Consider the following 12,978-nt stretch of genomic DNA (forward strand, 5'->3'; position numbering starts at 1 on the left):
CAGTCTGCCGCTTCAGATGCTCTCCTCGCCATAGAGATTCTTATCGTGCTTCTCGACAATTTTGGCGAAACGGCGGACGAAGCGCTCGTCGGACTTGGCCTTCTCCTCGAGAACCTTGCGCGCGAAGACCATATGATCTTCGTGTTTTTCCATCATCTCGGTCATGCGGCTCTGGGTCGCGGAGCCAATGGCCGCCATGGCTGCCTGAGCCTTTTCGTCGGTCGCCACGCCAATTTCGTTGATGCGGTGAGCAACGTCCTGTTGCTGGGCCGTCTTCAACGATTTGGTCAGGGCGTCGTAAAGCACGACCCGCTGTTTGGTATCTGTCTGCAGCTTATTGATCAGCACCATTTGAGTGGCCGCCTGGTTCTGCAGGGAATCGACCCAGGACTTGCCTTTTTCGATGTATCGCTCCAGCGTCTGGGAGCGTGCCAATTTGACCTGTTCGCCCTGCACCAGCTCGTTGTAGCGGGTGTTGAGTTCGGCGAGCTCGGTTTCCAGGGCGGTGCGAGCGGCTGCGTCCTGTTCCATCGAGATGCGGTTTTCCAGATCGATGATCTGGGGGTCCATGGCCAGGATCTCGGCCCGCTCCGCTTCCAGCTCGGCGACCACCGCTTCCCGATCGTTCAGGGTCTCGCTCAAGTTGGCGTTGACCTTGTCTTTGTGCTCGTTCAGCACACCGAGCTGGTCGCTCAGCATCTTGATGATCACATCCGACTTGGAAATCAGGTCCTGCAGCTTGTCGTCGACCGAGGAGTTGCGGATCCGTTCCTCGCGCATGGAATCCGACTTGGCGCTGGAGAAAATTCCAATAAAGGTCTCCATGCCCGAGCGCTCGCGCATCTCGTCGAAGTCTCTGGAAAAGCCGGCCGTCACTTCGTCCAGCCCCATAATCAGATCCGCGATGTTCGCGTTCATCGATTCATTGTGGGCATGGACATCGTCAAGAGTCGCGTTCTCAATATCGATGTCGATATCCTGGCCATCCTTGAGGCGTGATCCTGCGCCCTCGATCTGACTCGACAATGCAGCAACCTTTGCCTGGGCTTCGCGGACTTCTGCTTCAGCGGATTGAATTGCGGTGTCGAATTTTTGCATCGAGTGGAAAACTCCCATAGCGAGAAGGAACGGTTCAAGGAATGCACTCTACATATTTGTGAATTCCTTTCTAGAGTTTAAAGATCATACCAACCAGAGGCGCTAGCTTTAAGTTATGATCCCAGTTAAACGTTCGTTGCCTCAAAAATGCCTTAGTTATTGTTTGAACAGGTAAAATCTTTGTGATCCGTAACTTGGGACAGATACTCTTGGTTGCATAGAATAATTCGACGATTTGACAGCCATGCCACCTGATTCACGGCTTCTCAGTCTAACTTAATCAAGAAAACAAGCGACTGGATATCTTGCCAGGCCGCTAATTCTTAGTGCCCGAAAAAGCCTCACAGGGATCCTTTTCGTCGACCCGCGGTGTGAACCAGACATAATCAAAACGCAACGCGTCGAACGAAGGATACGCGGTTGGATCCTCAACATCCCGCCTCACTTCCACCGCCGCAAGAGTGATAGCGTCATCACCCAGCGGCGCTAAATGCCAGGGTACACCGCGGTCTTCACGCACATGCTGCGCGCCGGCAATCAGAATTGCGCCATCATCTGCGCCTTCATTCCGCATGACACGGGCGATCCAGGCATCGCGGAGGCGTTGAATATTCACCATCGCCGGCAGGATTTTCTCCGGCAGCAGACCACAATGGGAGTCGGCCAAAAGATCGGTAAGGCGCCGGCGCTGGTCAGCGTCATAATCCCTCGACCAGCCGATATCAGCAGCGGTTGCGAGGTCCAGCGGACCGCCCTTCCCGAGCTTTTTCCGGATAGCCCGCGGCGCATCGCCGGCGGCCATCGTCATCTTGAAGGTCAAGGCCTGCTCGGCAATCGGCTGATATTCCAGCCAGCTTGGCCAGCCCCTTTGCTCCCATTGAACGGCAGTGCCCAGATCGCCCAGGTTTTCCAGCGTTGCTGCTTTCAGGGCCGGGTCATGCTCAGGCTCGGTCATTTCCCAAACGACCGCTGTCCGGCGCCCCCGCCGGCCCAGCGCCGCGACCACTTCGGCTTGAATCCGGTGATGCTCCGCATTGTCGTGCTTCTCTCCAAGCAGGACCCATTTGGCTTTCGATGCCGCATCAAAGAACTCCATAGGTTCAGCCAAACGCCCCTCGCCCACATGCCAAAGCGTCCCTGCCAGAGGGTGATCGCGCAGCAGGTCCGCAGGATCCGCGTGAGCCAGAGGAAACCAGCTCAGCGTCGCAAAGCCGCAGACAAGGAGGTTTTTGATCAGGCTCGGCGATGTCATCCGGTCACGACCAAACGATGCACGATGCGTCTGACCAGGGGCGCAACCACCAGCACAGCCGGAAAGGCCACGATCCAGGACGACGCCCAGCTTTCCATCCAGATGGTAAAAAGACCGGGAACGACGCCAATCGTCAGCAGACTGGCGATGCAGGTGACCAGGCAGGACATGAATCCCGAAAGCAGAAAACCGAAGACAAGAAATTCAAAGCGCTGAGGAATAAAGGGTTTCATGTCCGACCATGTTCAAAGCTGTTTGGAGACTTAATCAAATAGTGGTTTTCGGCCTCTACACAACAAGCTTTGCCAAACATCGTGCCGGGAATCAAATCGCCGTCACACGATATCCGACGCGCGGAAAGTGGATACAGATCCGGCCAACCTCAGGATCTTCGTGCAGGATCGCGATCCGCTCCCGATCCAAAAGATGCACCGGCCCCTCGACACCGGTCTCACCGCCATCAACATCAGGCACTACACTCACTCGGTCACCGGCTTTCAAGCCGAGCGGATCAAGGGGATCGATTTCCTCGGGGGTCGAAGTTTCAGCGGCAGCGGCAATTTCAAGGGCCTCTTCTCCTGTCATATCGCTTTGCGTGCCATGACCCAACGCCGAAACGCGCTGCTCCCAGGCTTCGACGGAGGGAAACTGGCTCAGGAATTCAGGTCCCTTGGCCCAGCGGCCACGAATGAACCAGATGAGGTAGTATGCGACGGCGTCAGGGAGACCAGGATGGTCGCCGAGCATAAACTTGCGTCCACCGCTCAAGCGCTGATCCATCCAGCCAATCTGTGGCCGGATCTGTGAAATGACATGGGCCAGATCGGCCTGAACTGCTTTGAGGTCCGCATTGGGCCCCAGGTAAAGCCGTCCCCGGTCCTTGGCAAAGGCTTCCGGCAATTCGTCGGCCGCCGCCCCCAGCACAAGCTTCACCGTCTCATCGAACAGCGTGCCGTCAGTCCAGCGGCTGACGCCCCAGACCATACCGTCCGAGCCGCCGGGATAGAAGGTCGGTTCGGGAAAGCGGCGTTCCAGTTCTCGCAGAATGCCTTGACTATCGCAGTAGACGTCCGCGCCGATCTGCATCACGGGGGCGCGCCGGTACCCGCCTGTTAGCGGCATCAACAGTGGTTTCGGGGGAATGCGAGGGACTTCCACTGAACTCCATGTCAGATTCTTGATCCCAAATCCGACGCGGACCTTTTCTGAAACCGGTGATTGGGGATAGGCATGAAAGATGATCTGGTCCAATGTTCGTTCCTTGTGCTGGCGGTTTCCTGATGGCGGAAAAGGCCCTAAGTCCCTTTTGCATTACTGCCGGCAACCGTTACAATGTCCGCATAAAAGATCGCGTTTTCAAACTACCGCCGACGCTATATTGGCTCCCACGCCCGGGAGCTTTGTCAAATCACGCTTGCTCTATCCTGAATACCCTCCCTGCCTGGACAGATCTGCAATGCCACCGAAAAAGAACCCTCTCAAACTCAACAAGCTTCAGCTGCGTACGCTGGCGCTGGCACAAATTCTGGCGCGGGATCCAGGCATGGCCCGGCTAGACGAGGCGACGGGTGAAGCGGCGCTGTTGCAGCTGCCCCACGCGCACGGCAATCATTTACATGTGGGCGAGTTTACCATTTCGACGCGGGACGCAAGTGGTCTGACAAACGCTGCAGTATGGGCGGCACTGGCCCGCAAGGGCCTGATACACAACAACGACCCTATGGCGGTCGCAACGCTGACCGCCGATGGACTGAAATACGACACCGGTCTTGGCCACCACTTCATGACCCCTTCCGATCACTAGTGTAGTGAGCCTTCACGGATTTCTGAAGGGATGTCCCGCTTCGATTATGTTATTGGAACAGCCGTTCAAGAAATTGAGCGAAAAAGCAGTCAGATATGCTGGCGCACAAACGTCGGCCGTATGAACAATCTCGAACAGCGCATCGATAGGTACGACGCCGGAACCGGCGCAAATTCGGCATGCGGCCGTGATTGGCTTCTGCTCAAGAATGTGATCGTTATTGAACGAGATGATCAAGAACGTGAATCGCCACCTAACTTTTGGAACAACGGGCTCATTCGCGGGTTTCGCAGCCACTGAGAAAAAACTCGAGGCCAAGCGCTACAGGACACCGAGCAAAGCCGTCGGTTCGAAACAGCCGGGTCGAACCCTTCGGGTCGAAACAGGTACGACAGAAACGCGCGTCTTTCCCTGAGACGCTCATAGGAGAAAACAACCATGAGCTATCTTCCTGCCGAAAACCGCTACGAAAAGATGATCTACAATCGTTGCGGCAGAAGCGGCCTTCAGCTTCCAGCGATCTCGCTCGGCTTGTGGCACAACTTCGGTGACAACGCACCACGCGACAATGCTCTAGAGATCTGCCGTACGGCCTTTGATCTGGGCATCACCCATTTCGATCTCGCCAACAACTACGGCCCGCCCCCCGGTTCGGCTGAATCCAATTTTGGCGATATGCTGCAGACCGACTTCGCGGGTCACCGGGACGAAATGGTAATCTCATCCAAGGCAGGTTATCTCATGTGGCCCGGCCCCTACGGCGAATGGGGTAGCCGCAAGTACGTGTTGGCCAGCCTGGACCAGAGCCTCCAGCGGATGGGCCTCGACTACGTTGATATCTTCTACTCCCACCGTTTCGATCCCAACACGCCCTTGGAAGAAACCATGGGTGCACTGGATACGGCTGTGCGCCAGGGTAAGGCACTTTACGTCGGCATCTCCTCCTACAACGCCCAACGCACCCGCGAGGCAGCAAAAATCCTCCGCGAACTGGGCACGCCCTGTCTGATCCATCAACCGAGCTATTCCATGATCAACCGGTGGATCGAGGAAGACGGTCTGCTCGATACACTGGACGAAGAAGGTATTGGCTCGATCATCTTCTCGCCGTTGGCCCAGGGCATGTTGAGTGACAAGTATCTGAACGGCGTTCCCGAGGATAGCCGCGCTGCCCAAGGCGGCGCCCTCAGGCAGTCCTTCCTGACGGAAGACAATCTGAACCGTATTCGCGCGCTCAACGAGATCGCTCAAAGGCGTGGGCAGAGCCTGGCGCAGATGGCAATCGCCTGGGCATTGCGCGGCAGCCGGGTCACCACAGCCCTGATCGGTGCGAGCCGACCGGAACAGGTGCGCAATTCCGTCGAAGCTCTGGACAATCTAGATTTCTCAGCCGAAGAATTGGCCGAGATTGACCGCTACGCCGTCGAAGGCGGCGTCAATCTCTGGGCAGCCTCGGCAGAACGCAAAGGCCCCGCAAGGAAGTAGGGTTCGGTACAAATCAGGAAGAGATAATGACCTCCAAACACAAAATCGCGGTAATCGGCCTTGGCATCATGGGGCGGCGTCTGCTCACCAGTCTGCAGGCTCATGAAGCCTTCGAACCGGTTGCACTATGGGACCCTTCCGAAGACGCCTGTAACAAGGCAAGGTCGGAAGCGCCCGAGGTGCCGATTAGCGCGTCGGCGGAAGAGGCCATTGCGGCAGGCGACGTGATCTACCTCGCCTGTCCCCCTGTGCCGCGCAAAAGCTACGCCCTGACGGCAGCGGCAGCGGGAAAGGCCGTGTTCCTGGAAAAGCCCCTTGGCATCGACATCGTGGAAAGCCGCGATCTGGTGCTGCGTCTGGAGCAGGCGATGGTACCGGCCGCGGTCAACTTCACGCAGGCAGCCGGCCGCGCGCTCTCGGAAGTACAGCGGGCGTCAAAAGCCGGTGAGATGGGAGAGTTGAAGGGGGTCGACATCGTCGTCACCTACCCCGCCTGGCCGCGTGCATGGCAGGTCGATGCCGACTGGCTCCGCTTTCGAGCCGAAGGCGGCTTCACGCGCGAGGTCATCTCGCATTTCCTGTTCTTCAGCGAGCGGGTGATCGGTCCAACGACACTGGTCGCAGCCCAACCCAGCTATCCGGCTGACGCAGAGCTCTGCGAGACCCACGTGCTGGCACGGCTGGAGAATGCGCACGGCGTGCCGGTTACGATCCTGGGATCGGTCGGTGGCGCGCAACCGGACAGACAGGAGGTCACGATAAAAGGAGCTCTGCGCAGCTATCGGATCTCCGAGTTCTATCAACTCTGGTCCTCCGAGGGCGAGACCTTCGCCGAAGTCCTGCAACGCCCTGCCGACCCGCGCCGGGACAGTCTGCAGCGCCAGTTGAACGAACTCGACAACTGCCTGCGTCGAGAACCGCACCTGCTGGCGACGCCGCAGGAGGCCCTCAGCGTTCAGGAGAAGATCGAGGGCATCTTGTTCGACAAAACCGGCTAAAACACCATCCTGATTCGAAGCTTCCGCATCCGCAAACGGCGAGGTCTGGATAGATGATCGACTTGGCACAGCTTGTAATCTTCATCCCTGCCGCCCTGGCACTCAATCTAACCCCAGGCAGCGATATGCTGTTTTGCCTTGGACAGGGACTGAAGTCCGGTCCCCGCGCCGGGATCGCCGCGAGTTTTGGCGTCGCTTCGGGCTCCTTGATCCATATACTGCTCGCTGCCTTCGGACTGGCCGCCCTGCTCGCCGCTTATCCCTTCGCCTTTGAAATCGTACGATGGGCCGGTGTGGCTTATCTCGTTTGGCTAGCCATCCAGGCGGTTTGGAACCGCAACGCCACACTGTCTGCAGCGCAGGTCGGATCGGGAACCATCTTCGTCGCCTGGCGCGACGGAGCACTTGTGAACCTCCTCAACCCCAAGGTGGCAATCTTCGTTCTCGCCTTCGTCCCGCAGTTCGTTGATCCGGCCCGGGGCTCGACGATGCTACAATTCCTGATCCTAGGCGCGATCCTCAATGTGGGTGGGACGGTCATAAACTGCGCTGTCGGCGCCTTTTCGGGAAGCATCGGCCGCACCCTGACATCAAGCGCCGCCTTGACGACCGCCTACCGCTGGGTGACCTGCTCCATCTTTTTGGGTTTGGCGGCGAAGCTGGCCTTTGATCGCCGCTAAAAGGCTACTAAAACCCAATAAAATACTGGTACTACGCGGGTGTGCGTGATATCGCTTTGACTATTCCTAGGGGTGTCCTTTTGGCAAAGGACTGAGATGACGCTGACGCCGCGTCGGACTCTTAGAACCTGATCCGGGTCATGCCGGCGAAGGGAGTGGAGTCTCAATGTTACAGATAAATACATACCCACAATCTCCCAGAGCTTTCCCCGGGTCTTTTCACTCGCCTTTTCTCCGGGAGATTTTTCGTGACTGAAACGACCTTTTCTGAATCCACCACTGCAGCCCCCCGCGTAACGACCGGCCCCCTGCCGGCATCCACCAAGATTCACACCCATCCCGATGCCAAACCGGACCTGAGCGTGCCCTTCCGGGAAATCGCACTGAGCGATCCGGCGGAAGCGCCTGTGCGGGTCTATGACACCTCGGGTCCCTACAGCGACCCGGGCGTCGAGGTCGACGTCGAGCAGGGCCTGCCTCGCCACCGGCTTTACTGGACGAACGACCGCGACGTCGAAGCCTATGAAGGCCGCGATATTCGGCCCGAAGACAACGGGAACGTCAGCGGCGACCATCTCGCCCGCGCTTTCCCGATCCGTAATCGCCCGCTGCGCGGCAAGGGCGGCAAGCCCCTGACCCAGTTCCAGGCCGCGCGAGCCGGAATCATTACCGAGGAGATGGTCTACGTCGCCGAGCGCGAGAACATGGGCCGCAAACAGGCGCTCCCCGACGCCACCGAAACCCTAAAGAACGGCGAGAGCTTCGGCGCCGAGGTTCCCGAATTCATCACGCCGGAATTCGTGCGCAGCGAGATCGCCGCCGGGCGCGCGATCATCCCGGCCAATATCAACCACCCGGAACTGGAACCGATGATCATCGGCCGGAATTTTCTGGTGAAAATCAACGCCAACATCGGCAATTCGGCGGTGACCTCCTCAGTTGAAGAAGAAGTCGAGAAGATGGTCTGGGCGATCCGATGGGGCGCAGATACGGTCATGGATCTCTCCACCGGCCGGAATATTCACAACACCCGCGAATGGATCATCCGCAATTCTCCGGTGCCCATTGGCACGGTACCGATCTATCAGGCTCTGGAGAAAGTCAACGGCGTGGCGGAGAATCTAACCTGGGAGGTCTTCCGCGACACCCTGATCGAACAGGCCGAACAGGGCGTCGACTACTTCACCATCCACGCGGGCGTGCGTCTGGGCTACGTGCATCTGGCAGCCGAACGCGTGACCGGCATTGTCTCACGCGGTGGTTCGATCATGGCCAAGTGGTGCCTGTTCCATCACAAGGAAAGCTTCCTCTACGAGCACTTCGCCGACATCTGCGACATCTGCAACAAGTACGACGTTTCCTTCTCGCTGGGAGACGGCATGCGGCCAGGCTCCATCGCCGACGCCAACGACCGGGCCCAGTTCGCCGAGCTGGAAACCTTGGGCGAGTTGACCAAAATTGCCTGGGACAAAGGCTGTCAGGTGATGATCGAAGGCCCCGGTCACGTGCCCATGCACAAAATCAAGATCAACATGGATAAGCAACTGCGCGAGTGCGGCGAGGCCCCCTTCTATACCCTTGGTCCGCTGACCACCGACATCGCACCGGGTTACGATCACATCACCTCGGGCATCGGGGCCGCCATGATCGGCTGGTTCGGCTGCGCCATGCTCTGCTACGTCACACCCAAGGAGCATCTGGGGTTGCCCAACCGGGACGACGTGAAGGTCGGCGTTATTACCTACAAGATCGCCGCCCATGCCGCGGATCTCGCCAAGGGCCATCCCGGCGCGCAGATCCGCGATGACGCCGTCTCCAAGGCCCGCTTCGATTTCCGCTGGCAGGATCAGTTCAATCTCTCGTTGGACCCTGAGACCTCGCAACGGTTCCACGACGAAACCCTGCCCAAGGAAGCCCATAAGGTCGCGCATTTCTGCTCCATGTGCGGTCCCAAATTTTGTTCCATGAAAATCAGTCAGGAGGTCCGGGATTTCGCCGACCGTCTGAACGACGAAGAACCCATGGACTACAAAGAGCGGGGCATGGCCCAGATGAGCGAAACCTTCAAACGCCTTGGCGGTAATCTCTACATCGACGCGCAAGTTGCGGAAAAGGAGTCCAATGCCGAACTCTGAATCCTCCTCCCCCCGAGTCGAAGTCGTCGGCTCGGGGGTCGTCGGCCTGACCTGTGCCCTGACCTTTGCGGAACGCGGTTGCGCCGTAACCCTTGTCGCAGGTAGCAAAGGGCCGGACGAAAGCTGCTGTTCCTGGTGGGCCGGCGGAATGCTTGCGCCCGGTTGTGAGATGGAATCCGCTGAACCGATCATCGGGGTGTTGGGCAATGAGAGCATGGCCTTCTGGGACCGGCTTGATCCGAAGCCCGCCAAGAACGGAACGCTCGTGGTTGCCGCGGCGCGCGATACGCCCGATCTGAAGCGCTTCGGACGGGTCACAGAAGGTTGGGAAACCGCTGATTCCACCCGCATTGCCGCGCTGGAGCCGGACCTTGTCGAACGCTTCGCTACCGGTCTTTTCTTCCCGGAAGAATCCCATTTCGATCCACGCGAAGTCCTTCCAGCCTTGGTCGAGCGCCTGAAATCTCTCGGTGTTTCCTTTCGATTCGAGGAAACCCTGACGGACGGTCATCTGGCGTCGGATCCGGAGGCGGATTGGCGGATCGACTGCCGGGGCCTAGCGGCGCGCGACAAGCTGCCGGATCTGCGCGGAGTCAAGGGCGAGATGCTGCTGCTCAAGACCGAAGAAGTCACCCTCAGCCGGCCAGTCCGTTTGCTGCACCCACGTATTCCGCTCTACATCGTGCCGCGCGACGGAGGCCTGTTCATGGTCGGGGCGACCATGATAGAAAGCGAAGAACGAGTTCGTCCGACGGTTCGCTCGATGCTGGAGCTGCTGTCGGCTGCCTATGCGCTGCATCCGGCCTTCGGCGAAGCGGAAATTATCGAAATCGGTGTCGACGCGCGTCCCGCCTTTCCAGATAATCTGCCGCGGATTCGCAGAGATGGGCGGACGATCCGTGTAAATGGGATGTACCGGCATGGCTATCTGGCCGCACCCGCCGTGGCGCGCCGGGCAGCCGATTTTGTGCTTGAAGGGAGGGTGCCGGAGGATATCGGCACCAAAGGAGACTACGAATGAGGGTCACGGTTAACGGCAAGCCGCACGAGACCACGGCTGCCACGCTCGCCGAGCTCTTGAGCGAACTGGAATACGACGGAGCAGTCGTGGCCACCGCCCTCAACGGCGAGTTCGCGCCCAAAGGCCGGCGCCTGGAGATGGCCGTTTCCGAACACGATCAGATCGAAGTGATCGCGCCAATGAAGGGCGGTTGAGGACATGAGCCTCGAACTTTATGGGATATCGGTCACTTCACGGCTGCTACTTGGCACTTCGCTCTACCCTTCTCCCGCGATCATGCTGGAGTCCCTTAAGGCCTCAGGCGCGGAGATTGCCACGGTTTCACTGCGCCGAGAGTCGGGTACCGAACGCGCCGGTCAGGCTTTCTGGTCGCTGATTAAGGATTCCGGCGCCAAAGTCCTGCCGAACACAGCCGGCTGCAAGACCGTCAAGGAAGCCGTCACCACCGCGCAAATGGCGCGCGAACTCTTCGACACGCCCTGGGTGAAGCTGGAGGTCATCGGCGAAGACGACACGCTGCAGCCGGACGTCTTCGGTCTGGTTGAGGCCGCACGCATCCTCTGCGCGGAGGGCTTCGAGGTCTTTCCCTACACCACCGAAGATCTTGTGGTCGCCGAAAAACTACTGGCCGCAGGCTGCGAAGTTTTGATGCCCTGGGGTGCACCGATCGGCAGTGGCCGGGGGCTCAACAACCTCTATGGCCTGCGCAGCCTGCGCGCGCATTTTCCGAAGATCCCTCTGATCGTCGATGCGGGCATCGGCCTGCCCTCCCATGCGGCCCAGGCCATGGAATTGGGCTACGACGCCATCCTGCTCAACACCGCCGTCGCCAAAGCCGGTAATCCACCGGCCATGGCCGGGGCTTTCGCCGCCGCCATCGCGGCGGGGCGAACTGCTTTCGAGGCCGATCCCATAGAGGCCCGCGACATGGCGGCCCCATCCACACCCGTTGCGGGAACGCCTTTTTGGAACAGCTGATGCTCGATCCCTTTTATCTCATTATCGACGACGCCAAGTGGTTGCCGCGTTTTCTGCCGCTCGGACTGAAGCTGGTTCAATTACGCATCAAGGATCAACCGGAAGCGGAGCTACGTGCCCAGATCAGGGACGCCAAGGCCGTCTGCGCCGAAGCGGGCTGCCAACTGGTCGTCAACGACTACTGGCGCCTGGCCTTGGACCTGGGCTGCGACTTCGTGCATCTGGGTCAGGAGGATCTGGACGACGCTGATGTGGCGGCGATTCGCGCCGGCGGCCTGCGCCTGGGCGTCAGCACCCATGATGACAGCGAACTGCTCCGCGCCCTTGATCTGGCACCCGACTATGTGGCGCTCGGGCCGGTCTACCACACCATCCTGAAGGCTATGAAATGGGCGCCACAGGGCGTTGAGAAAGTCACCGGCTGGAAAGAAAAGGTCGGAACGATACCGCTCGTTGCTATCGGGGGCATGACCGTCGAACGCGCGCCCGCCGTCTACGATGCCGGCGCAGACGTTATCTCAGCGGTCACCGATGTCTTACTGGCCGAAAACCCCGAGAATCGCCTTACAGAATGGTTGGAACTAACCACTGCGCGCCGAACAGGGTGATCGTTCCCTCCCTTTGGATTATTTGACCCGCGTGGGGTTTCTGCTGTAGTCCGGTTTCATGACAGGGACGAAGGTACGGGCGTGAATCCGACAGAAAAATCAGGCGGCACTGACGATAAGGGCGATGAGACCTCAGGTCCGGACCGCCGCTTCGCCACGACACTCGCCCGTGGTTTGAGCGTTCTGCGCGCCTTTCGCACCTCTGACGGCCCGCTCGGCAACCAGGATCTGGCGGAACGCACGGGACTCCCCAAGTCGACGGTTTCGCGCATGACCTACACGCTGTCTCAACTTGGATATCTCGATCATCTTCGCTCGATCGAAAAGTATCGCCTGGGCCCGGCCGTGTTGGCGCTTGGCAACATTGCGCGGGTCAATCTGTCATTTCTGGAAGCCGCTCAACCGATTATGCAGGAATTGGCTGACGAAACCGGCACGCTGGTGGCTTTTACCGTCCGCGATAACCTTTCCATGCTCTACGCCCACTGCTGGCGGCCGCGCAACGTGGCGACCATTTGGCTTGAAGTCGGACGCAAGATCCCCATCGACAAGACGGCTTCGGGACGCTGTTTCCTGGCCTCGGCATCGGAACTGGAACTGCGCGAGCTGCGCCGGGACTTCGAGACCTCCGGCGAGTTGACCGGTGCAGCCTTCGACGGGATCGTCAAGGAGTCCCGGCGGCAGTTCTTCTCCCTCGGCTTTATGCCTTCGATCGGCAGCTGGGTGGAGACCATCAACGCAGTCGCCGTGCCGTTCCGCAGCCACGAGGCCTCGCAGGCCTTCGTCTTCAACTGCGGCGCGCTGCAGGAAAACCTGTCGGAACAGAGGATACTGACGGAAGTCGGTCCCCTCCTACGGCGCAGAATCGGCGACTTGGAATCGATGACGGGGCAGATAGCGGCAAGGTAAGACCGCACAA

Annotated in this window: 15 protein-coding genes and 1 riboswitch; of the genes, 11 read left to right on the forward strand and 4 right to left on the reverse strand. The window is 59.2% G+C overall.

From position 1 onward, the window contains the following. Positions 1-12: 12 nt before the first annotated feature. The 4 genes from QMZ18_RS09055 to QMZ18_RS09070 all read right to left on the reverse strand — a co-directional run bounded on the left by QMZ18_RS09055 (position 13) and on the right by QMZ18_RS09070 (position 3,601). The gene (locus QMZ18_RS09055; protein WP_282605955.1) at positions 13-1,098 is read right to left on the reverse strand and encodes a hypothetical protein; all 1,086 of its coding nucleotides are present in this window, start codon (positions 1,096-1,098) and stop codon (positions 13-15) included. A gap of 316 nt (positions 1,099-1,414) precedes the next feature. Further along, a complete protein-coding gene (locus tag QMZ18_RS09060; protein WP_282605956.1) occupies positions 1,415-2,350 on the reverse strand; it encodes a ChaN family lipoprotein in 936 nt (311 codons plus the stop codon). After that, positions 2,347-2,583 carry a DUF2798 domain-containing protein gene (locus QMZ18_RS09065; RefSeq protein ID WP_282605957.1) on the reverse strand — a complete coding sequence of 79 codons (237 nt, stop codon included), beginning with the start codon at positions 2,581-2,583 and terminating at the stop codon, positions 2,347-2,349. Before QMZ18_RS09065 ends, QMZ18_RS09060 begins: the two co-directional genes overlap by 4 nt. Positions 2,584-2,674: 91 nt before the next feature. After that, a complete protein-coding gene (locus tag QMZ18_RS09070; RefSeq protein WP_282605958.1) occupies positions 2,675-3,601 on the reverse strand; it encodes a glutathione S-transferase family protein in 927 nt (308 codons plus the stop codon). Between the two features lie 205 nt (positions 3,602-3,806). Here QMZ18_RS09070 and QMZ18_RS09075 point away from each other — a divergent pair, with 205 nt between their 5' ends. From QMZ18_RS09075 to QMZ18_RS09125, 11 genes are all read left to right on the forward strand, one after another. Further along, positions 3,807-4,154, forward strand: coding sequence for a hypothetical protein (locus QMZ18_RS09075; protein ID WP_282605959.1), 348 nt, complete (start codon positions 3,807-3,809; stop codon positions 4,152-4,154). A 30-nt stretch (positions 4,155-4,184) separates the two neighbouring features. Continuing rightward, positions 4,185-4,454, forward strand: coding sequence for a hypothetical protein (locus QMZ18_RS09080; RefSeq protein ID WP_282605960.1), 270 nt, complete (start codon positions 4,185-4,187; stop codon positions 4,452-4,454). Positions 4,455-4,592: 138 nt separating this feature from the next. Beyond that, positions 4,593-5,639: an L-glyceraldehyde 3-phosphate reductase gene (mgrA, locus tag QMZ18_RS09085; protein ID WP_282605961.1), complete on the forward strand. Its 1,047-nt coding sequence runs from the start codon at positions 4,593-4,595 to the stop codon at positions 5,637-5,639. A 26-nt stretch (positions 5,640-5,665) separates the two neighbouring features. Next, a complete protein-coding gene (locus QMZ18_RS09090; RefSeq protein ID WP_282605962.1) occupies positions 5,666-6,637 on the forward strand; it encodes a Gfo/Idh/MocA family protein in 972 nt (323 codons plus the stop codon). Between the two features lie 53 nt (positions 6,638-6,690). Then, positions 6,691-7,317, forward strand: coding sequence for a LysE family translocator (locus QMZ18_RS09095; RefSeq protein WP_282605963.1), 627 nt, complete (start codon positions 6,691-6,693; stop codon positions 7,315-7,317). Positions 7,318-7,375: 58 nt separating this feature from the next. After that, a riboswitch (TPP riboswitch) is annotated at positions 7,376-7,490 on the forward strand. A gap of 75 nt (positions 7,491-7,565) precedes the next feature. Beyond that, positions 7,566-9,452: a phosphomethylpyrimidine synthase ThiC gene (gene thiC / locus QMZ18_RS09100; RefSeq protein ID WP_282605964.1), complete on the forward strand. Its 1,887-nt coding sequence runs from the start codon at positions 7,566-7,568 to the stop codon at positions 9,450-9,452. Further along, on the forward strand, positions 9,439-10,473 hold the full coding sequence (locus QMZ18_RS09105) for an FAD-dependent oxidoreductase (protein ID WP_282605965.1): 1,035 nt from the start codon (positions 9,439-9,441) through the stop codon (positions 10,471-10,473). Before thiC ends, QMZ18_RS09105 begins: the two co-directional genes overlap by 14 nt. Beyond that, on the forward strand, positions 10,470-10,667 hold the full coding sequence (thiS, locus tag QMZ18_RS09110) for a sulfur carrier protein ThiS (protein ID WP_282605966.1): 198 nt from the start codon (positions 10,470-10,472) through the stop codon (positions 10,665-10,667). Before QMZ18_RS09105 ends, thiS begins: the two co-directional genes overlap by 4 nt. Positions 10,668-10,671: 4 nt before the next feature. Beyond that, positions 10,672-11,451 (forward strand): thiazole synthase, encoded by a 780-nt coding sequence (locus tag QMZ18_RS09115; protein WP_282605967.1) that lies wholly within the window; start codon positions 10,672-10,674, stop codon positions 11,449-11,451. Next, positions 11,451-12,059, forward strand: a complete 609-nt coding sequence (locus QMZ18_RS09120; RefSeq protein ID WP_322097176.1) for a thiamine phosphate synthase — start codon at positions 11,451-11,453, stop codon at positions 12,057-12,059. The genes QMZ18_RS09115 and QMZ18_RS09120 overlap by 1 nt, the downstream gene beginning before the upstream one ends. An 81-nt stretch (positions 12,060-12,140) precedes the next feature. After that, positions 12,141-12,968 carry an IclR family transcriptional regulator gene (locus QMZ18_RS09125; RefSeq protein ID WP_282605968.1) on the forward strand — a complete coding sequence of 276 codons (828 nt, stop codon included), beginning with the start codon at positions 12,141-12,143 and terminating at the stop codon, positions 12,966-12,968. The last annotated feature ends 10 nt before the right edge of the window (positions 12,969-12,978 follow it).

It is taken from the genome of Pelagibius sp. Alg239-R121 (genome assembly GCF_947331435.1).
Lineage (GTDB): Bacteria > Pseudomonadota > Alphaproteobacteria > Kiloniellales > Kiloniellaceae > Denitrobaculum.

What these genes read in the sequence shown, in the direction of transcription:
- QMZ18_RS09090 (WP_282605962.1), top strand. Translation starts at nt 5,666, where the DNA reads ATGACCTCCAAACACAAAATCGCGGTAATCGGCCTTGGCATCATGGGG.
- QMZ18_RS09075 (WP_282605959.1), top strand. Translation starts at nt 3,807, where the DNA reads ATGCCACCGAAAAAGAACCCTCTCAAACTCAACAAGCTTCAGCTGCGT.
- QMZ18_RS09080 (WP_282605960.1), top strand. Translation starts at nt 4,185, where the DNA reads ATGTCCCGCTTCGATTATGTTATTGGAACAGCCGTTCAAGAAATTGAG.
- mgrA (WP_282605961.1), top strand. Translation starts at nt 4,593, where the DNA reads ATGAGCTATCTTCCTGCCGAAAACCGCTACGAAAAGATGATCTACAAT.
- QMZ18_RS09095 (WP_282605963.1), top strand. Translation starts at nt 6,691, where the DNA reads ATGATCGACTTGGCACAGCTTGTAATCTTCATCCCTGCCGCCCTGGCA.
- QMZ18_RS09115 (WP_282605967.1), top strand. Translation starts at nt 10,672, where the DNA reads ATGAGCCTCGAACTTTATGGGATATCGGTCACTTCACGGCTGCTACTT.
- QMZ18_RS09105 (WP_282605965.1), top strand. Translation starts at nt 9,439, where the DNA reads ATGCCGAACTCTGAATCCTCCTCCCCCCGAGTCGAAGTCGTCGGCTCG.
- QMZ18_RS09060 (WP_282605956.1), bottom strand. Translation starts at nt 2,350, where the DNA reads ATGACATCGCCGAGCCTGATCAAAAACCTCCTTGTCTGCGGCTTTGCG.
- QMZ18_RS09055 (WP_282605955.1), bottom strand. Translation starts at nt 1,098, where the DNA reads ATGCAAAAATTCGACACCGCAATTCAATCCGCTGAAGCAGAAGTCCGC.
- QMZ18_RS09065 (WP_282605957.1), bottom strand. Translation starts at nt 2,583, where the DNA reads ATGAAACCCTTTATTCCTCAGCGCTTTGAATTTCTTGTCTTCGGTTTT.
- QMZ18_RS09120 (WP_322097176.1), top strand. Translation starts at nt 11,451, where the DNA reads ATGCTCGATCCCTTTTATCTCATTATCGACGACGCCAAGTGGTTGCCG.
- thiS (WP_282605966.1), top strand. Translation starts at nt 10,470, where the DNA reads ATGAGGGTCACGGTTAACGGCAAGCCGCACGAGACCACGGCTGCCACG.